Origin of the sequence: Rhodonellum psychrophilum GCM71 = DSM 17998 (genome assembly GCF_000381545.1) — a bacterium.
GTDB lineage: Bacteria > Bacteroidota > Bacteroidia > Cytophagales > Cyclobacteriaceae > Rhodonellum > Rhodonellum psychrophilum.
In genome coordinates this window covers 183,995-203,247 of record NZ_KB906677.1, presented here as the reverse complement: position 1 = coordinate 203,247, position 19,253 = coordinate 183,995, and the positions used below count along the sequence as shown (strand labels likewise).

The following is a 19,253-nucleotide window of genomic DNA, read 5'->3' as shown; positions in this document are numbered from 1 at the left end:
AGTAACCAACTGAATGATTATTAAGCTATTATAGGATTGCATTGAATTGGGAATGCATGAAACGGATTAAATTTGATTCAAGCCCTGATCCAATGGATATCTTCCCTTTTGCCATGATTTTTTTGAGTCCCAGCCCCAAATCGAGACAAAAATTTCATTTTGTTTTGAACCCAATCGCTTTTTCATTGTTAAAATAAATTGGTGTGTTGAATGTACCCAAGTAAATTGGAAGATAAACCTCTTTTAAAGTTGATATCCAATAAAGTGATATGCCAGTTGGCTAAGGGTCAATTGAATGAGGTGTTTGATTTTCAATCTTTTAAAATCCCAATAAAACGATGCTTATATTTGTGAGGTCGGATCTTCAGGAAGTTTGGGAAGGCGAAGTGATTCAAGAAGTAAAATAATAATGAAAGAGAAAGTAGAAATCTCCGTACTGATGTCTGTTTACAATACAGAATTTGGTTTGGTGAAAAGAGCCATTGATTCGGTATTGGCCCAAGATTTCCCGAATTTTGAATTGATTGTCATCGATGATGGCAGTGACAACGATCCTCAAAATTTATTGCTGCAATATATCATTGGGCACGAGGACAGAATCACCTATCTAAGACATAAAAATCGAGGGCAATCCAAATCCATAAACCGTGGCATTTTGAACAGCCGCGGAAAATACATCACCATTTTGGATGCGGACGACGAATTTGAAAGCCATCACCTTAGCGCTTGTCTAAAAGAATTGCAATCGGTCGATTTGATCGCTTCCACGACCAAAACCATCGTAGACAAGGAAGAGGATTATTATGTTCCTGACAAAAGAGATCCCTCTAAGATGATTCATGTGGATGATTGTGTTTTGTTTGCGACATTATTTGGAAAAAAAGAGGTTTTTCAAGAAATCGATTTTAAGGATTTTTACGCAGCCGATGCGGACTTTTATGAAAGGGCAGCAAGGAAATACAAGGTGAAAAAGGTCGATTTAAGAACATACATTTATTATCGAAATACACCCAACAGCATTTGTTCCCGCCTGAAAGTGGAAAATATATCCATAATGAATTAGTAGAAATGGATGATTTTTTGAATATCGGGAAGGGAAATGTGATCATGGCATGTCACATGACGGGAATATATGACGTAAATCGCAATACCGTTTTGCCAGATGATGCTTATGCGTTGATCAAGGATTGGGCGGATTCCATCATCGATTTGAACCTCAAAGGGATTGTGTTTCACAATAATTTTTCGGATCAAACCTGTGCCGAAATCCAGGGACAACATATCCAGTTCATCAAGGTGAATCACGATACAAGATTTACCCCAAATGTGTATCGTTATTTTCTCTACAGGGATTTTATCCAACAACATTTCGATGAACTTCTAAATGTTTTTGTGACAGACATTACGGACGTGGTGGTCCTCAAAGATCCTTTCCAAGAGCCAATTTTCACAGGAAATCCCCAAGCGATTTTTTGTGGAGACGAACCAAAGCCGCTGCTGGATGATTGGATGCTATTGCATGCGGCACATTTAAGGAGTAAAATTTCCGACTATCAAGGCTATGAAGAGGAATTCAAAGAGGCAACTTTGCTCAATTGTGGCATCATCGGCGGGAATGTTCAAGTGATGCAGTTGTTTCTCAGCCAACTCTGTTCACTCCATGAAAAATACAACAGCGACAATAAAACCGCATACACAGGGGATATGGGCGCTTTTAATTATCTGGTCAGAACAGAATTCAATGATCGGGTCATTCATGGAACTCCCGTCAATACGGTTTTTAAGGAGTATGAGGCGGAAAGAAAAGACTGTTGGTTTAGGCACAAATAATCAAAGCGTAGAAATCTTCAGAGGTTTATTTTCAACATAAACTGATCATCCTCTTTCTTTTTGTTCTCGACCATTTCAATATTTCCTCCATCATAATCCTCTTTTTTATTGAACAATGGGATCGGTACACCACCGCTCAAACCTATACCAGCTGAACCCAATATCAAAAGGATAAAATAGCAAAATCTTCTCAATTTTCTTTTGAAGGATTTCATTTTTTAATAAATTAAATTGATTTGCCGACACCCAATAAATGTATCGGTATTTACAAAGGAAATTCCGCCATTTTCGATGGCTATGGGAATGAATTTTATCCCAGATTAAAAAGGGATGCTTCCTCTTTTGAGTTTTTCGGGATTGTTTTTAATGGAAAAAGTCGACCCGATGTTGGGAAAAAATTTGATTTATTTATAAGGACATTCCATTTTAGCTTTGTTAGCCTCTTGAAATTCAATAAAGTATCCGTTAGAGATATTTGGGAGTTTTTAGAATGTTTGGGAAATTGAAGAATTAGAATTGTCTTTTCAAAGGAAATTGATTTAATCGAAAAATTGGAGTTGGGCGTAAAAAGAGACGTGGTAAGGGTACTTTGGCCAAGATCAGGAGTGGAAATGATTGTTGATCCTGAAAAAGAAAAAACACCCAATAACAAGACTATTATCAGTGATACATTTTTAAGATTGGTTTTTCCTGATGTAAATAGTTGATTCATAGGGTAAGCGAATATAACGATTTCCCAATGAATCTTTGCAATGATTTTTAAAGGCTATCAATTTTCACTCACCCAGTTTCGGTTTGACTTAATGGCTTAGAATCGGATACGGACTTCTACTTTCTGTTTGTCCACACTAAACTTTGCTTTTTCAAACGAAGGTGGACCAAAGTGCCCTGAGGCATTGTTGGAAAAACCATAATCATCCTTTGGGATTCCCAGAATATTTGTGCGTAAATATCCCAGGTTTTGGCTGTCATGGAAAACCGAAATCGCATAAGCTCCTTTGGGGATTCCTTTAAAAGTGAAAGTGACCTTGTTGTTGATAATTTCTCCTGAGGCACTTTTGAACGCTTTTTTGGGGTCATTTGGGAAACCATTCTCCCCATCGAATAGCAAAACTCTAACCACGCCCTGGCTGTTTTTTACATTTGTGACCTCTAACTTGATTTCGGCACAGGGTTGATCTTGCATCATGATAAAAACTGAAAAGAAGAGGATCAATAATTTCATTTGGCAATGTTAAGGTTGGCCCTTCGGTTAATCTTTCCGGAAGGGGTTCTCATGAAATCCGAAACGAATAAAACTGTTTTGGGAACAAGATGTTTATGGAAGTTTTTCCGGATCTCCATTAGCAAATCTTTTGCCCTTTTTTGTTCTGGCTGTGTATTTTCAATGACCAAAACCAATTTTTGGCCAAACTTGGAATCTTCAAGGGCGGAAAGGAAAAAATCACTTTTTGGAAAAAATTCAGAAACAATCGCTGCCAGCTGGGGTTCAAGGATTTCCGGTTGGATTTTGATCCCTCCTGAATTGATCGTAAAATCGGCTCTTCCAAGCCAGACAAACTGATTGTTTCCGATCAATTCCACCAAATCATTGGTCTGTAAGTGTTTTTCCTGAGCCATCGGCGCTTCCAACCACAAGCGCCCCGACGCATCCGTTCCGATGCCAACGTTGGGCAGAGCGGTATAGATGGGTTTTTGTCCGTTGATTTTAGCCAAGGCCACATGGGAAACCGTCTCGGTCATGCCGTAGGTTTGGTAAGCATTCAATTTTTCCATCCCTATTTTCTCCAAAAGGGCGGGGGATATTGGAGCACCTCCAATGATCAGTTGTTTGATTTTTTTCAGCTCGCCGGCGGTTTTTGTACTGTCCAGACACGCCGCTACCTGCATGGGTACCATCGCGGCAAAATCGAATTCCCGATTCATACTTAGTTCCAAGAGCGGATTCTCCTTTGGTGCAACCAATACAACATCTGCATCCCACTCCAAGGCCCTGACCAACATCATTTTCCCTGCGATCATGTCTGTACTCAGGCAGCACAACAAAAGCGAATTGGGCTGAATGCCAAAGAAATCCTTGGTGGCCTTGGCGCTGATCTCCATCTGCCGGCGATGGACGGTGATGGTTTTGGGAGTACCAGTAGATCCGGAAGTTGAAAGTTCGAAGAGCATTTCTCCCCTCAGCCAATCCCTACAAAACCGCAGGGAAGATTCCAAGTAGGGGTCTTTCTCAGTCCAAAGGCTATTCTTGATTTCCTCAAATGAATAACTCCCGATTTGTAAAATGATTTTCCCCATGGTTCAAATTAATGGAACGCAAAATAATGATAACTGGATCAAAATTCGAATTTTCATCCAATTCAGGAGTTTTAATTTCAGCAAAAGAAGGGAACTAAAAAACCGTAGAATTTTGGTGAAGCCTGTTATCTTGCATAAAATTTATTGCTCAATCAAATCAAGAATACCATGAATTGGATAACGGTAAAAGAATATCAAGACATCACATATAAAAAAAGCGGGGGAGTGGCAAGGATTGCCTTCAATCGTCCTGAAGTCAGAAATGCTTTTCGACCCAGAACGACCAGCGAACTTTATGAGGCATTTTTGGATGCAAGGGAAGATACTTCCATTGGGGTGGTTTTGCTATCGGCAGAAGGACCTTCTCCGAAAGATGGTGTCTATTCTTTTTGTTCAGGTGGAGATCAAAAAGCCCGTGGACATCAGGGATATGTAGGAGATGATGGAATGCATCGCTTGAATATTCTGGAAGTACAGAGATTGATCCGCTTCATGCCCAAAGTCGTCATTGCGGTGGTTCCCGGATGGGCAGTTGGTGGGGGACACAGTCTCCATGTTGTCTGCGATTTGACCTTGGCAAGCAAGGAACATGCGATTTTCAAGCAGACGGATGCAGACGTGACCAGTTTTGACGGAGGATATGGATCTGCTTATCTGGCCAAAATGATCGGGCAAAAAAGAGCAAGGGAAATCTTCTTTTTAGGCAGGAATTATTCCGCTCAGGAGGCTTTTGAAATGGGTATGGTCAATGCCGTAATTCCCCATGCAGAATTGGAAGAAACTGCCTATCAATGGGCCACAGAAATTCTGGAGAAATCTCCGACTTCCATCAGGATGCTGAAATTTGCCTTTAACCTGACGGATGACGGAATGGTGGGGCAGCAGATATTTGCAGGAGAAGCCACGCGCTTGGCCTATATGACCGAAGAAGCGAAAGAGGGAAGAGATGCTTTTCTGGAGAAAAGAAAACCTGATTTCAAGGATGTCAAGTGGATTCCTTAATGATTTTTTTTGGGTTTTGGAGGAATCTCTTCAAAACCCAATTTTTCCCAATCCTTAACTTTTCCAGGTTTGGGAACAAGCTTAAGCTTGTTGTCTTAATGGATTTCCAAAGACTGGATTTTTCTTTGTAGGATAAAACTTCGCAGACATATTTATTTTGGATACAATGTTCTGTATAAGTGGATTTTAGTAAATTCGGTGAAACCTAGAACCATATTTATATAAACAGGTTTTTCATTATTCTACTTGTGATTATTTTTGAATAGCGTCATTTTGGGTGTAATGATTTCATCAGTGCTGGGGGCGAAGCCCTCGGGATTCTGTCCTTTGCCGGAAGAAGAATCATTCAGGCCGTTGAATTGGGTTTTGGATTGCTTGGCCCTTTTGCAGTGGATTAAGAGATATTGTTGCGATTCCTTGGTTGGGATTGACGATACCCTTTGGAAGGAAAAAAATTGCATGGTTGCAAACTAAAAAATTATACATGAAACATCTGGAAACCGAATATACCACTCATGACGGGATCAAACTTTATCTTCAAGCGTGGTTGCCAGAAGTTCCCAAGGCAGCGGTATTGATTGTCCATGGCTTGGGGGAGCATAGTGGTAGGTACATGCATTTTGCCGAAAAATTGGCGTCCCATCATATTTCGGTTTTCACTTTTGATGGAAGGGGCCACGGGAAATCCTCTTTGCCATCTCCAACAGCCTATTTTGAAAACTATGAGGATTACCTAAAGGATATTGATGCTCTTTTTGGGAAGGTCAAGGGTTTTGCGGGAAGTATTCCATCTTTTATATTCGGCCACAGCATGGGCGGGGGCTTGGTGACGAGCTACGTGGTCAACTATCAGCCAGATGCGAGAGGTATTGTATTGAGTGCCGCAGCTTTGATGCCTGCCGAAAATGTGTCCAAGATTTTAATCGCGGCCTCTGCTTGGATCAGCAAGCTTGCCCCCAAATTAAAGGTATTGAAATTGGACAGTAAAATGGTTTCAAGAGACCAAGAGGAAGTCAGGAAATACGATGAAGATCCGCTGGTCTACCATCAGGCTGTTGCTGCAAGAACAGCGTACGAAATCTTGAGGATGATGGGGCAGGTGGAAGAAAAGATGCCTTCATTTACCTTGCCAATACTCATCCTGCATGGTACCGATGACAAGTTGATCAACCCAAAAGGAAGTGATCTTTTGTATGGAAAAATTTCTTCCCAAGACAAGAACCTCATCAAATATCCTGGTCTCTACCATGAACTGCTCAATGAATTTGAAAAGGAGCAGATCATGGATGAGATCTTGATTTGGATCGAAAAAAGGTTGAATTAAGGGTTGGTCTTTAATACCAAAAGGGGGACATGGGTGTGGTAGACCATTTCCACGGTTTGGCTCTTGTTGAAGAGGTATTCAAAGAATGACTTGTTTTTGTAGAACATGACCAAGAGTGTGCCTTTGTTTTTTTTCAAATATTTGTCAATGCCTGTGGTCACTTCCTCGGCCGTTTTGACTATAAAAGAGATGGATTGCTTCGGATAGTTTTCCTTCAAATAGGACTCCAATCCCTTGAGTGTGATGTCTTTTTCGAAAGCATGGGTTTTTTCCACATGGAGAAACTCATAGGGAACCTTGAATGGTGCCGTGAGCATCATCAATTTTTTGTAATTCAGTTCCTCTTCCTTCGCCAATTCGACGGAAACACTGATTTTGTTTATCTTTTTCCAAGTGGCATTGCTAGGTACCGCCAATACGGGGACTTTACTTTCTTTGATGACATTTCCGGTATTGGAACCCATCAATGCTTTTTTCATGCCACTCGCGCCTTGGGTACCCATCACGATGAGGTCATAGCCTTCTCTAAATGCCGTGGCCGTGATGACAGTGGAAACGGCTCCTTGCAGGATCTTATAATCCACTTTCAGTCCTTCTTTTTCTCCTTCCTTCACTTCTTCTTTCATCGCTTTTTTTGCATCCTTTTCTATTTGGTCGACGATTTCGGCAGCTTGCGCCGCAAAATCATAAATCGCATAAAAAGTAAACAATAAGGTAATGGAAGCGCCATGCATAAGGGCTATTTTTTTGGCAAATTCCAAAGCATTATTGGCATTGTCGGAAAAATCAGTGGGAACAAGGATTTTCATGGTTTCGGGATTTTTGTTTTACTAATTTACGAATATTAAATTAAACTAAAAGGTGATTAAAATCATCACTTTTAAATATATTGTTTATTTCTTTATCCCTTTCAATCGGATGATATGTCCATCTCCCAGATGCCCTTCTCCTTCCCGAAGCGTGAGAATTCCATCAAATTCCTCAATCCACTTGACCCCAGGAAAAACGCCTTTCAACTCATTCATGGCATAGAGCATTTCTATGTCTTTGGGGCCACCCGATGGGTAATTCAACTGATCCTTACCAAATCCCTCAATGACCAAAGTGCCCCCGGGTTTGAGCGCCTTCAGCAATTTTTGGTAGATGGAGACAGACAGGGGAGGTGGTAAATGAAAATAAATGAAGGCCAACATGTCAAACTCGTTCGGTGTGGTCCGGAAGTCATTGACATCGCAGATCTGAAAATCTATATGGAGTCCTAAGGATTCTGCCCGCTGGACCGCACGGGTTTTCCCAATTACACTCTGATCAAATGCAGTGACCTTCCAGCCTTTGGATGCGGCGTAGATTGCATTTCGGCCTTCACCCTCGCCGGGGAGCAATATTTTACCAGGTAAGGTTTCTTCTAGCTTTTCTTTGAAATACAAGTTGGGTGCATTACCATATAAATTTGGTTGGTTTTTAAATTTTTCATTCCAGAAATTTTTCATGCATTTTGTTTTTTGTGCCGCTAATTTCGGGACGAGGAGGGACGAATTGCGTAACATTGGATACAGACGATCATTTTCACAAGTTGTGGTTTTATGGGGCTTGTAACAAACATCACAGATGTTGCCTGTCAAAAATGCTAATTTTGTTAAATAACTTGAATCAGTAATATGAAAAAAATCCCCATTTATTTACTCTTGTTTCTTGTATTTTTTTCCAATGCAGACGCCTTTCAATTTGAACAGTTGATCAAAGCAAAATCGTTGGAAAATGTGGAAATCAAACAATTCGAAGACGATGGATTGGCACATTTCAGCTATGCAGTCGGTGTGGATGGAGGAATAGTTTTGGTGGATCCGGGACGTGATCCCCAGCCGTATTATGATTACGCAGCGTCCAAAAACGCCAAAATTATCGGGGTGATCGAAACCCATCCCCATGCGGATTTTGTCAGTTCCCATTTGGAGATTTATCAAACCACAGGCGCTACGATTTATGTCAGCAAATTGGTCGGAGCCAATTACCCGCACCAAGCCTTTGATGAAGGGGACGAAATAGTGCTTTCACCGAACGTAAAATTGAGGGCTGTTTTCACTCCCGGGCATTCTCCGGACGGGATTTCCATTGTGGTGGAAGAGAATGGTGAAGATGTTGCTGTTTTTACGGGTGACACGCTTTTCATCGGTGACGTAGGCCGTCCCGACCTCAGAGAATCCGCAGGTAGCATCATGGCAAAAAGAGAAGAATTGGCCAAGATGATGTACAAAAGTACGCGCGAGAAACTCATGACACTGGATGATGAAGTGGCCGTCTTTCCAGCCCATGGGGCGGGCTCACTTTGTGGGAAATCCATGAGTCAAGAAAAAAGCAGCACCATCGGAGCCGAAAAGGCAACCAATTATGCATTGCAAGAAATGACGGAAGCGGAATTTGTTTCCCTTCTTTTGGAGGACCAACCTTTTATTCCGAAATATTTCCCTTTCAATGTGGATGTCAATAAAATCGGAGCGGAACCCTTTGTCGCCTCGGTAGAAAAGGTCACTATACTGGAAAGGAATTACCAACCAGGACCTGGGAGCATCATTATCGATGGTCGACATGAAGCGGAATACAAAGCTTCGCATCTGGAGGATGCTGTTAACATCATGGATGGCGCCAAGTTCGAAACCTGGTTGGGAAGTATTGTGGCGCCAGGAGACAGCTTCTATTTGATAGGCAAAGATGAAGTGCATCTTCAAGCACTCATCTCCAAAACCGCCAAAATCGGGTATGAAACCTTTATTCAGGGTGCATTTGTGTTTGATGCCAAGGATGGTATGCAATCCGACACTTTCGATCAAGACCTCTTTGATCAAAACAAAGATGCTTTTACAATCATTGATATCAGAAATGCAGGAGAGGTGGCCGAGGGTAAGGTGTTTGAAAATGCCATCAATATCCCCCTTCCAGAGCTGATGGAACGTGCCGGGGAAATTCCAACTGGAAAGCCAGTGGTGATCCACTGTGGTACCGGATATCGCTCCGCGGCGGGTAGCAGTATTGTGAAGAATGCCCTTAAGACCACAAAAGTACTCGATATGAGTGGTGCAATTTTGGAATACAAGAAATAAGAATTGATAAAACCCCTGTTTTATAGGCAAAATGGAGAATCAAGAGGTTGTCCTAATTGCTTTTGAAACAGCCCAATAGAGATAAAATGATCCATATTGCGGATTTGGGGGGCTTTGTTGACAAAAGCTGGATCTCAATGACGCACAAAAATAAAGGAGCGAAAAAAATGAAATCAACTATAAATAACTGGCGTCTGGTGATCATCTTCTGTTTGACACTCGGTCTGGCACCTTTTTTTCCTGAGCCACACATCTGGGGGAAAATCAAATGGATCGCCGGAGGGGGCGTTGGAATGCAGCTGTTGGATTGGTTCGACTTCGTCTATCATGGTCTTCCATGGGTACTTTTGCTCAGGTTGGTCGTGCTGAAAGTGAATACAAAATTTATTGTCAAAAAGGAAGTGGCGTAAAAAAAAACAATGATTGTGATAAAGGTTACGGTTTAGAGATGTTCCGGGGCGTAATTTTGTATTGATAAAACCATAAAAAACTATGTTTGATTTCTTTAGATCAAAACCAAAAAACTATATAGACTTGAAGTCAGAAGATTTCAACAAAGGTCTAACTGCAAAAGATGCCGTGCTAATCGATGTAAGATCGGCGGGAGAATTCAATTCTGGGAAAATAAAAGGAGCCAGGAATATTGACATCATGGGTCCAGGATTTTTGGCTCAGATCCAGAATCTTCCAAAGGACAAGTCCTATTACCTTTACTGTCGCAGTGGCAACAGAAGTGGCCAAGCGGCTGATGTAATGGGGAAAAATGGATTTGAAAAAGTATATAATCTTGCCGGTGGAGTAATGGACTGGCCATTCGAATTGGTGTAAGAATAAATGTAGGTTTGGGAAATTGGAAAAAGCATGGCCAGGTAGGTCATGCTTTTTTTGTGCTCTTAGGAACTGTTTTGTTTTTTGCCGGTAAAAGGAGGTGGGCTCAACAAAAAAATAAACAGCACTATTTGGGCAATTGCCGGCTCGGTGAAGGTAGATTAGTTTCTTTTGCTCATTTTGTTCAAGGCAATTCCTTTTTGCATCTTCGATTTGAAATGATTCACTTCTTCGGTGGCCTTGGCGGCATGTTTGGTTTTTCTTCCCTGAACCCTTTCGCGCCACATCCTGAAGGAACTTGGTTTCATCTCCCTTCTCATGATGGTGATCACTTCTTTTTCGACAAGATTAAATTGCCTTTCGATGGCATCAAAAGCCGTACGGTCTTCCCAAGCCATTTCGATGACTCTATCAATATCCTGATCGGTCAGTTCTGAAATATTTCCCATAATTTCAAAACCATGGACAGTCACAATTGTTTAGGCATCACATGGAGAAGGTAAACGTCGTTTGGTTAAAAAGGGATTTGAGAATCAGGGACCATGAAGCATTGCACAGCGCCATTTCAGATGGACTGCCCTTGATTTTGGTCTACCTGTTCGAGCCTAGCCTGGTCGCAGCCAAACAGAGCGATCAGCGCCATTGGCGGTTCGTCTCCCAAAGTCTGGTTGACCTGAATGCTCAACTTTCCCCATTTGATGGCAGGGTTCATTATTATCAGATGGAAGTGGAAGATTTTTTTTCTGCATTGACCCGCCATTTTGAAATCAAGCAGGTTTTTTCCCACCAAGAAACGGGTATCGCTGTGACCTTCGAAAGAGACAAGCGCATGAAAAGGTTTTTTAGGGATAGGAATATCCTTTGGAACGAATACAGTCAGCAGGGAGTGAAAAGAGGACGAAAAAACAGGTCGAACTGGAGCAAGGATTGGGAGAAAATGATGTCTTCAAAAAGCTTTGATCCAGACCTTACCAAAGGAAGGTTTTACACGCTTTCGAAATTATTTGAGGCCGAACTCAAAACCCTTCCAATTCCCGAAAACTGGAAGAGCCTCAATCCCCAGGTGCAAAAGGGTGGAGAAAGCACTGCTTGGAAGTATTTCAATTCCTTTTTGTCCGAAAGGGCCAAAAATTACAACAAGCACATCAGCAAACCCGAATTGAGCAGAAAAGGCTGCAGCCGTCTTTCACCCTATCTGGCATGGGGAAATTTGTCCATCAGGCAAGTCTTTCAGGCAGCAGAAAAGCGAAAGAAAGAGGGTTTTCAGATAAAGAATTTGACCAATTTCCAATCCAGGCTTCGCTGGCATTGCCATTTCATCCAAAAATTCGAAATGGAATGTCGGATGGAATTTGAAAACGTGAACAGGGGATTTGATGGACTTCGGGAAGAAAAGAAATTATTGGGAATCGAAGCTTGGAAGGAGGGGAGAACAGGCTTTCCCCTTGTGGATGCCTGCATGCGTTGCCTGATCGAGACAGGGTATCTGAATTTCAGGATGCGGGCCATGCTGGTTTCTTTCCTGACCCATCACTTATGGCAGGATTGGAGGGTGGGGAAAGACCATTTGGCAAGAATGTTTCTGGATTTTGAGCCCGGTATCCATTATCCCCAGTTGCAGATGCAGGCTGGCGTCACAGGGATCAATACGGTGCGGATATACAATCCAGTCAAACAATCCCAAGACCATGATCCCGATGGTGTATTTATTAGGAAATGGGTTCCGGAATTGGGTAAAATTCCCCTTGCCTTTCTGCATGAACCTTGGAAGATTACAGCCATAGAACAGCAGATGATGGGGTTTATTTTAGGGGAGGACTATCCCTATCCCATCGTGGATCTGGAATCAGCGGGGAAATATGCCCGGGAGCATATCTGGAAAGCGCAAAAAACCGAAGAAGTGATCAATGATGCCTTCAGGATTCTGAACACCCACACAGTGCCCAACCGTTGGCCATAAGGCTCTTCGGCAATTGCGCTGTGTTTCGTCCAGCCTTTATTGGTTTGGGTTTTTTTGAAGGAAGAAATCTTTTCTTTTTTTGTTTGGGGAAAAACCCATTTCAAACGAATAGTCTGATCATTAATCCCGTTTTATGCATTATCAATGTTGTTCCAGTCTGAAATTGCCTGATAATCAGTTGGTTGTTTACTATTTTTTTTACTTCAGCAAATTGGGCTATTCATTATTATCCAAATAGTCTGATTTTCCTGTAGTTGCAGTCCCGCCAGGAAGCCCAATGCATATTTCTGGTTGAATCCGCCCAGCTCCGATTTTGGAAACAACAGCAATTTTTGTTGGAAGAAAATGTGTAGTCCTTTTGGGGATGATGCGGAAGCAATTTAATCCGTTTTATGCTTAGCGAACTCAATTCAATAGTAAAATTAACTGATGTTCAATTATTTGTTGATTTTTTTGACATCACCCTATTGGTGTCATGAATCAGTCTCATAATAGTCTGATTTTCTTGCAGTTTCGATCTCATATGGAAACCTGATGCATATTTCGGGTTTAAGAAGAGAAATTGGAGAGGAGATTAATTTTGAAAAAGTATTGTTTACCCAAAAGGGCAAAAAAAAAGCAGCTCATTGAGCTGCTTTTGTTGGCCGACCAGGGCTCGAACCTGGACTCTTCTGGACCAAAACCAGACGTGTTGCCAGTTACACCATCGGCCAATTCAAACATAAATAAATTGCTTTTCTTTATGGTGACACAAATGTAGGGCGACTTTTTTTTTGATGCAAGTCCGACCCAAAAGAATTTTATGGTTTGTTAGCTAATTGACTAAATTTCAAGCAATAAAATTTTCATGGATTTTAAAGGGCTTCCTTCTTTTTCTCCTAATGGCCCTGGATCATGTACAGAATGGCAATAAAATGAAGGATGGTGCCCGCCAAAACGAATAGATGCCAAATGGTGTGTGCGAATCGCATGGTGGTTCTGGTATAAAAGATGGTGCCCAACGTATAGCTAATTCCACCTGCGGCGATCAATGAAAGAGAGGGGATGCTGAGGTTTTCGAGTAAAGGTTTGGCAATGAAAAGTGCCATCCAGCCCATGCCTAAATACAAGATCAAAGAGGCTTTTTGGAAGCGGTGGGTGTAGAAAATCTTGAAGATGACACCCAAAAGTGCCAGTGTCCAGACAATCCCGAAAAATAACCAACCAGTTTGCCCCTGAATCCCGCTCAATAGAAATGGGGTATAGGTGCCTGCAATCAGAAAATATATCCCGATATGGTCAAAGGTCCTGAGCCATGTTTTGATGGGTCCTTCAGGAGTGGCATGGTAAAGTGTGGAAAAGGTATAGAGAAGCAATATGGAGCCCCCAAAAAGACTGCAGCTGATGATGTCGATCGCCGATCCATCCAAAACCGAAAAAGTCACCAGAAGTGAAATGGCAATGATGCTGAACAAGATCCCAAATCCATGGGTGATGCTGTTGGCAAATTCTTCCTGTTGGCTTTGCTTTCTGATCATTTTATAGGGGTTTGGGTAAATATACCAAAATCAGCAAGAATAAATATATAGCCAAATGAGGCTTTGAAATCGATTGTTTGGCAATATATAGGGCCTAAATATTTGATTGTTTTGTATTTGCAGAAAAAATATGGAATTTTGCTTGAGATAATCAACTTCAAAATCCTTTTTTTAACAAAACTTATTTTATCATGTCAGCAAAAAATTTAGAGAAAACAGTGGTTTCTACTTTGGAGAAACTTGAGAAATTGAAAATCGATGGAAAACTTCATGCGGAATTGTCTTGGTGCTGGAATAGCTACAAACATGACAACAATCCTAAGGGGGTAATCGAGAAAAGTGGAGAGGCGCTCGAACTTTTGAAGGCTAAAAGAAATGAAAACAATAAGGCTGTTTCGAAAAAACTGATAGAAGACCTCGAGAAAATTGCAGCGCTTTAAATGGAGTAGTAAACAAAAAAAGGCTTTCCCGATTAAGGAAAGCCTTTTTTTTGTTTCATTGTAGGCCGTATTACTCAGCTACTACAACGAATTTTACGTTTTGTTTCACTTCTCTGTGAAGATCAACCTCAGCTTCAAATTCACCGGCACCTTGAACAGGAGTGTTGATAGAAATTTTCTTTCTGTCAATCATGATCCCTTGTGCTGCCAATGCATCTGAAATTTGAAGCGTAGTCACTTTTCCGAAAAGTTTTCCAGACTCACCGATTTTCGCTTTGATTTCCAAAGTGATCTCAGCAAGTTGTGCAGAAATAGTTTCTGCTTCAGTTTTGATTTTTTCTGCTTTGTGAGCAGCCTGCTTGATGTTTTCAGCAAGAATCCTTCTATTGGAATCTGTAGCCAATACAGCGAAGCCTTGTGGAATCAGGTAATTTCTACCGTATCCTGCCTTTACAGGCACAAGGTCATTCTTATAGCCAAGTCCTTTTATGTCTGTCTTTAAAATAACTTCCATTGTTGTAAAATTTATTAATGTTTGGGATAGAACAGCTGGTATTATTTCAAACCATCAGCCACGTAAGGCAATAATGCCAAGTGTCTTGCCTTTTTAATGGCATTTGCCACTTTTCTCTGGAACTTTGCAGAGTTTCCGCTTAATCTTCTAGGAAGAATTTTACCTTGCTCATTTACAAACTTCAATAAGAAGTTAGGATCTTTGTAGTCAATATACTTAATGCCGTGTTTTTTGAAACGACAGTATTTTTTTCTGTTTTCTACTCTGTTGATCGGTTCGTTCTTAAGTGTCATTTTGCTTGCTCCTCCTTGGCTTCAGTTTTTTTGTTAAATTCACCTTTTCTTCTTCTATCTGCATAGAGTAAAGAATGTTTGTCCAAGACAGTAGTCAAGAAGCGAAGTACTTTTTCGTCTCTTCTGAGTTCAAGTTCAAACTTTTTGATTAACGTAGGCTGACTTTTGAACTCAACCAATACGTAAAATCCAGTGCTTTTTTTCTGAATTGGGTAAGCCATCTTCTTAAGACCCCAACTTTCAACATTGATGACATCTGCCCCCTCTACTTTTAACAAGTTTATAAACTTGTCTACGGTATCCTTTGTCTGAATCTCAGACAAAACGGGAGTTAGTATGAATACCGTTTCATAATTTTTTTGGAACATTTTTTAATCGTTTAATGATGTATTATTTAAACAGACCGCAAATTTAGACTAATATTTTGTTTTGTCCAAATCCACATCCATAAATGATGGGAATCATTTGGCTTATTTCACCTCAAAATTCTTGGTCCCGATTTCGTAACCATCTGCATATATCCGCACGACATATTTTCCGGGGGTATAATTAGAGCCCCTTTCGTAGAAATAAGTCAATTCTTGCTTGCTGTTGTCAAAAAGAATGTCTTTGTGAACGGTATAGAATTCTTCCCTTCCATCAATGGCAAAGGTTCCGGAACCTCTGGCCACATCAAAAATCGGTTGGTTGTTGGGCGCAATGATCTGGACGTAGATGTCACGTGTTCCAAACTCGGCCACTTTATTGTCTGCCAGGTTAAAACTTACTTTCAGCTTTTCGATCTGTCTGTTCTTGAATCCATCTTCCCTCTCTTTTCCACGGGAATTCACCGCAGCAACCAAAATGTTTTCAGCCTTCAACCTTGCCGCGATGTTTACTTTATCTTGAAGCTCCTGTTGTTTGATGTTGAGCTTGACCACTTGCTCTTCAATCACCGCTTGGGTGGATTTGAGTGTCTCATTTTCCGAAAACAACTGCTCGTTTACCTCCCTTAGCCGTAGGATTTCCTCGTCTTTTTCCTTAAAAACCTGGGTGAAGCTGTTGATTTTTTTGTTCAGGGCCGCTATTTCTCCTGCAGATCTTTTGGCATTGGAATTACGTTCCATGACAAGTTGTTCCCTTATTTCCTCGAGAGAGGCGATATCCCCACCCAATTTTTCGATCTCCTGAATCCTGAGATCCAACTGAAAAGTCACTGAATCCAGTCTTTTGTTCAGCTCATTGTTGTCCACTGATAGGATCAGTATTTCTTCTGTTTTTCGGTTCTTGTCCAGATTGTCAGTATATAATTTTACACCACTGAGGATGATTAGTATGATCAATACGATGATCAGGATATTTTTCCCCTTATCACCTCTTTTTGGTTTTTCATATTCGTAATTGCTGTCCATGGCCATATTATTGTATTTTTATCAAAAATAATGAATTTTATGCTTATATCCTTAGAGGAACTTTATTGGTCTTCCCGGTATCTCAATAAAGAGACTGGATGGGACCTCGGCAGCATCTCCACGCCGCTTAAGCAATATTTGGACCAAATTCTTAATTTTCAATTGTCTATTCTGGTCCCTGGAGCCGGAAATGGACATGAAGCTTCCTATGCTTTTCAAATCGGGTTCGAAAACCTCCATATTCTCGATATTTCTCCGGTTCCTCTTGGTGAATTTTTGCTAGCCAATCCGGATTTCCCTAAAAGCCAATGCCACCAGGAAAATTTCTTTGCTCATGATGGCCAATATGACTTGATTTTGGAACAAACCTTCTTCTGTGCGCTTCCTCCCGAAATGAGATCCCAGTATGCGGCAAAAATGCACGCGCTCCTCAAACCCGGGGGTAAATTGGTTGGCGTTTTGTTCAATCGGGATTTTCAGCCCCAAGGCCCACCCTTTGGTGGCTCAGAATCGGAATACCTCGGGTATTTCAAGGACTTATTTCATGTTTTGAAAATGGAAGCCTGCAAGAATTCCATTCCTGCCCGTCAGGGGTCCGAACTTTTCTTTGTTTTGCAAAAACCTCAATAGTGAAGAACATAATGGTTTTTTGCAATTCCCTTTTTAAAAATCAAGATACCGCATTCATAAAAATCCATACTGATACTGATATTTGGATGGCTCTTGATCTCTTCCCAAGCTTTATTCATTTCTCTTGACCAATGAATATCGGCTATCGCCACGATACTTGTAGCCCCCAAGTAGGGCAAAATCAACTCGAAATAGGCCTTCGTCCCCTTGTAGGTATGTGTAGCATCGATCAGCACAAAATCAACTTGCCCGTTTTCACTTAATATTGAAGGCAAGGTGTCTTGGATTTGTCCCAAGACATAGTGGATGTTTTTTGGAGGATTGTTTTCCTGTGCTTTTTGAAACAAAGCTTCAGCTCCTTCAAAAGAATATAAATCCCCTTTTACTTCCCTGGACAGATAACGGGCATTGATGCCTACACAAGTCCCCAATTCCAATACTTTTTCAGCGGGAGTGATGCTACAAAAGTATTGGTAAAGCTGGGAGAATTTCCTCGTACTCGTACTGAACTTGGTGATATCGGAGGCAATTCTTGTGTTGGTTTTTAGTTTTTTGGATCCTGCACCAAAATCCTCTATTTCCAATACTTGGTCATCTTTCAAAAGTAAATGTCTGAACTCTTCAAGATCCAGGTCTTTGTCTACCGCATTCTTCGAATAATTCAAAAGACCGTTGTAAATCTCAAACGCCAATGGGGATTGAATCGAATGCCTTTCTTCATTGACAAGCCAATGCTTCAGAAATGCTTTGACGGCGTAAAAAGAAAGGCCCAAATCAATTGTTAAAAATAGGAGAGATCAAATGGAATTCTGGAATGGCAACTTCAATGATCTTTCCATCCAACACTTTCTCCATGTAATAAAAACCTTTCATTTTGCCTAATCCTGATTTTAGATTGCAGCCCGACACATAATGATGGGAATCTCCAGGTTCCAAGATGGGTTGCTGACCGATGACACCATCTCCTTCAACGATCTTGGGGATATCTCCAGCATCTGAAATCTCCCATTTTCTCCGCAACAACTGGATGGTGAAAGGGCTTTTGTTCTCAATACTCACTTTATAGGTAAAGACAAAATGGTGCTGATGGGGACTGGAAAATTCGGCTTGGTAGGTAACTTCCACGGTGACGACGATTCCCTCAGTAATGGCAGTGATCATAATATCTTTATTTTAAAGAATTAAAAGTACGCAAAATCTAATAAATTTAAGGATTGTTTACGAATTTCAAATGATATGGATGTTAAAATTGAACCAAGTTGGAAAAATATAATGGAGGCTGAATTTTCCAAGCCCTATTTTATTGAGTTGGTGGATTTCATAAAAAATGAGTACAAAAATCAAGAAATCTATCCGAAAGGGAATGATATTTTCAATGCTTTCTGGCACTGTCCCTTCGAAAAAGTGAAGGTCGTAATTCTGGGCCAAGATCCTTACCATGGCCTCGATCAAGCACATGGGCTGTCATTTTCGGTACAAGAGGGTATTCCTTTCCCTCCAAGTCTGTTGAATATTTTTAAGGAAATAAAACGGGATTTGGGGACTTCCATTCCCGCACATGGAAACCTCACCAAATGGGCGGATCAAGGTGTTCTGTTGCTCAACGCAACTTTGACGGTAAAGGCCAATCAGGCAGGGTCCCATCAGAATAAAGGCTGGGAGAAATTTACGGATGCGGTGATCGGACGCATTGCAGCACATCATCAACATACCGTTTTCATGCTCTGGGGTGCGTATGCACAAAAGAAGGGGGCATTGATTTCCTCCGAAAAACATCTGAAACTGGAGGCACCACATCCTAGTCCATTATCAGCATATAGGGGCTTTTTGGGGAGTGGTCATTTCTCCAAAGCCAATGCTTATTTAAGAGAAAAAGGACTAGAGGAAATTAAGTGGTGACTTTTTTCATTGCTCATTTTTACTCATTTTGTGCGAGACCAATTCAATTCCAGCCTGAATTTGCCAAAAAATCAAGTCTTTGTTTGCTGTATCTGACTTCAGCATCTTGGGGCCAGACCTTATTCTCCAAATAGACTGATTTTCTTTTATTTCCAACCCCTTTCATGAAACCCAATGCATAATTCGGTTTTAATGGAGAAGTGAAACTTGCAGATGTCCAAAAAAATAT

General features: G+C 41.1%; 24 protein-coding genes and 1 tRNA gene. 11 read left to right on the top strand and 14 right to left on the bottom strand.

The annotated features are described in order from the left end of the window. Positions 1–409: 409 nt before the first annotated feature. Both F824_RS0110240 and F824_RS0110235 read left to right on the top strand, forming a co-directional pair. The gene (locus tag F824_RS0110240) at positions 410–1,063 is read left to right on the top strand and encodes a glycosyltransferase family 2 protein (RefSeq protein ID WP_019597795.1); all 654 of its coding nucleotides are present in this window, start codon (positions 410–412) and stop codon (positions 1,061–1,063) included. A gap of 5 nt (positions 1,064–1,068) precedes the next feature. Beyond that, a complete protein-coding gene (locus tag F824_RS0110235) occupies positions 1,069–1,830 on the top strand; it encodes a hypothetical protein (RefSeq protein WP_051107556.1) in 762 nt (253 codons plus the stop codon). Between the two features lie 17 nt (positions 1,831–1,847). Here the strand turns inward: F824_RS0110235 and F824_RS0110230 are convergent, their stop codons facing one another. The 3 genes from F824_RS0110230 to F824_RS0110210 form a co-directional block, all read right to left on the bottom strand. After that, a complete protein-coding gene (locus tag F824_RS0110230; protein WP_019597793.1) occupies positions 1,848–2,045 on the bottom strand; it encodes a hypothetical protein in 198 nt (65 codons plus the stop codon). Positions 2,046–2,638: 593 nt separating this feature from the next. Then, positions 2,639–3,055, bottom strand: coding sequence for a DUF2141 domain-containing protein (locus tag F824_RS0110215; protein WP_019597790.1), 417 nt, complete (start codon positions 3,053–3,055; stop codon positions 2,639–2,641). Next, on the bottom strand, positions 3,052–4,128 hold the full coding sequence (locus F824_RS0110210; protein WP_019597789.1) for an AMP-binding protein: 1,077 nt from the start codon (positions 4,126–4,128) through the stop codon (positions 3,052–3,054). Before F824_RS0110210 ends, F824_RS0110215 begins: the two co-directional genes overlap by 4 nt. A gap of 168 nt (positions 4,129–4,296) precedes the next feature. Between F824_RS0110210 and F824_RS0110200 the strand changes: the two genes are divergently transcribed. Then, complete coding sequence (locus tag F824_RS0110200) at positions 4,297–5,130, top strand: 1,4-dihydroxy-2-naphthoyl-CoA synthase (protein ID WP_019597787.1); 834 nt, start codon at positions 4,297–4,299, stop codon at positions 5,128–5,130. 484 nt (positions 5,131–5,614) lie between these two features. Next, positions 5,615–6,454 (top strand): alpha/beta hydrolase, encoded by an 840-nt coding sequence (locus F824_RS0110185; protein WP_019597784.1) that lies wholly within the window; start codon positions 5,615–5,617, stop codon positions 6,452–6,454. Here F824_RS0110185 and F824_RS0110180 read toward each other — a convergent pair. Both F824_RS0110180 and F824_RS0110175 read right to left on the bottom strand, forming a co-directional pair. Then, positions 6,451–7,263 carry a universal stress protein gene (locus F824_RS0110180; protein WP_019597783.1) on the bottom strand — a complete coding sequence of 271 codons (813 nt, stop codon included), beginning with the start codon at positions 7,261–7,263 and terminating at the stop codon, positions 6,451–6,453. The two genes, F824_RS0110185 and F824_RS0110180, sit on opposite strands and share 4 nt — an antisense overlap. Positions 7,264–7,347: 84 nt before the next feature. After that, positions 7,348–7,944, bottom strand: a complete 597-nt coding sequence (locus F824_RS0110175) for a class I SAM-dependent methyltransferase (protein ID WP_019597782.1) — start codon at positions 7,942–7,944, stop codon at positions 7,348–7,350. Between the two features lie 168 nt (positions 7,945–8,112). On the opposite strand from F824_RS0110175, the gene F824_RS0110170 reads away from it, so the two are divergent. From F824_RS0110170 to F824_RS0110160, 3 genes are all read left to right on the top strand, one after another. Then, positions 8,113–9,552, top strand: coding sequence for an MBL fold metallo-hydrolase (locus F824_RS0110170; RefSeq protein ID WP_019597781.1), 1,440 nt, complete (start codon positions 8,113–8,115; stop codon positions 9,550–9,552). 167 nt (positions 9,553–9,719) lie between these two features. Then, a complete protein-coding gene (locus F824_RS25745; protein WP_033405290.1) occupies positions 9,720–9,962 on the top strand; it encodes a hypothetical protein in 243 nt (80 codons plus the stop codon). Positions 9,963–10,044: 82 nt separating this feature from the next. Further along, positions 10,045–10,380: a rhodanese-like domain-containing protein gene (locus F824_RS0110160; RefSeq protein WP_019597779.1), complete on the top strand. Its 336-nt coding sequence runs from the start codon at positions 10,045–10,047 to the stop codon at positions 10,378–10,380. A 161-nt stretch (positions 10,381–10,541) separates the two neighbouring features. Here the strand turns inward: F824_RS0110160 and F824_RS0110155 are convergent, their stop codons facing one another. Beyond that, entirely contained in the window at positions 10,542–10,829 is a 288-nt protein-coding gene (locus tag F824_RS0110155; protein ID WP_019597778.1) for a TIGR03643 family protein, read from the bottom strand. Between the two features lie 41 nt (positions 10,830–10,870). Here F824_RS0110155 and F824_RS0110150 point away from each other — a divergent pair, with 41 nt between their 5' ends. Further along, a complete protein-coding gene (locus F824_RS0110150) occupies positions 10,871–12,340 on the top strand; it encodes a cryptochrome/deoxyribodipyrimidine photo-lyase family protein (protein ID WP_019597777.1) in 1,470 nt (489 codons plus the stop codon). A 640-nt stretch (positions 12,341–12,980) separates the two neighbouring features. On the opposite strand, the gene F824_RS0110140 is transcribed toward F824_RS0110150, so the two are convergent. Both F824_RS0110140 and trhA read right to left on the bottom strand, forming a co-directional pair. Beyond that, a tRNA-Gln gene (locus F824_RS0110140) sits at positions 12,981–13,053 on the bottom strand. A gap of 165 nt (positions 13,054–13,218) precedes the next feature. Further along, positions 13,219–13,857, bottom strand: coding sequence for a PAQR family membrane homeostasis protein TrhA (trhA, locus tag F824_RS0110135; protein ID WP_019597774.1), 639 nt, complete (start codon positions 13,855–13,857; stop codon positions 13,219–13,221). A 191-nt stretch (positions 13,858–14,048) separates the two neighbouring features. On the opposite strand from trhA, the gene F824_RS0110130 reads away from it, so the two are divergent. Further along, a complete protein-coding gene (locus tag F824_RS0110130) occupies positions 14,049–14,297 on the top strand; it encodes a hypothetical protein (RefSeq protein ID WP_019597773.1) in 249 nt (82 codons plus the stop codon). A gap of 70 nt (positions 14,298–14,367) precedes the next feature. Here F824_RS0110130 and rplI read toward each other — a convergent pair whose 3' ends face one another. The 4 genes from rplI to F824_RS0110110 form a co-directional block, all read right to left on the bottom strand. Then, on the bottom strand, positions 14,368–14,811 hold the full coding sequence (gene rplI, locus F824_RS0110125; protein ID WP_019597772.1) for a 50S ribosomal protein L9: 444 nt from the start codon (positions 14,809–14,811) through the stop codon (positions 14,368–14,370). Between the two features lie 41 nt (positions 14,812–14,852). Next, positions 14,853–15,104, bottom strand: a complete 252-nt coding sequence (gene rpsR, locus F824_RS0110120) for a 30S ribosomal protein S18 (RefSeq protein ID WP_019597771.1) — start codon at positions 15,102–15,104, stop codon at positions 14,853–14,855. Continuing rightward, on the bottom strand, positions 15,101–15,472 hold the full coding sequence (gene rpsF / locus F824_RS0110115) for a 30S ribosomal protein S6 (protein WP_019597770.1): 372 nt from the start codon (positions 15,470–15,472) through the stop codon (positions 15,101–15,103). The genes rpsR and rpsF overlap by 4 nt, the downstream gene beginning before the upstream one ends. A 102-nt stretch (positions 15,473–15,574) precedes the next feature. Continuing rightward, positions 15,575–16,495: a hypothetical protein gene (locus F824_RS0110110; RefSeq protein WP_026333624.1), complete on the bottom strand. Its 921-nt coding sequence runs from the start codon at positions 16,493–16,495 to the stop codon at positions 15,575–15,577. 30 nt (positions 16,496–16,525) lie between these two features. Between F824_RS0110110 and F824_RS0110105 the strand changes: the two genes are divergently transcribed. Beyond that, a complete protein-coding gene (locus F824_RS0110105) occupies positions 16,526–17,125 on the top strand; it encodes a methyltransferase (RefSeq protein ID WP_019597768.1) in 600 nt (199 codons plus the stop codon). Here F824_RS0110105 and F824_RS0110100 read toward each other — a convergent pair. Beyond that, positions 17,119–17,898, bottom strand: coding sequence for an O-methyltransferase (locus tag F824_RS0110100; RefSeq protein WP_019597767.1), 780 nt, complete (start codon positions 17,896–17,898; stop codon positions 17,119–17,121). The genes F824_RS0110105 and F824_RS0110100 overlap by 7 nt on opposite strands. A 1-nt stretch (position 17,899) precedes the next feature. After that, positions 17,900–18,286: a Co2+/Mg2+ efflux protein ApaG gene (apaG, locus tag F824_RS0110095; protein ID WP_019597766.1), complete on the bottom strand. Its 387-nt coding sequence runs from the start codon at positions 18,284–18,286 to the stop codon at positions 17,900–17,902. A gap of 75 nt (positions 18,287–18,361) precedes the next feature. On the opposite strand from apaG, the gene ung reads away from it, so the two are divergent. Continuing rightward, complete coding sequence (ung, locus tag F824_RS0110090) at positions 18,362–19,024, top strand: uracil-DNA glycosylase (RefSeq protein ID WP_019597765.1); 663 nt, start codon at positions 18,362–18,364, stop codon at positions 19,022–19,024. The last annotated feature ends 229 nt before the right edge of the window (positions 19,025–19,253 follow it).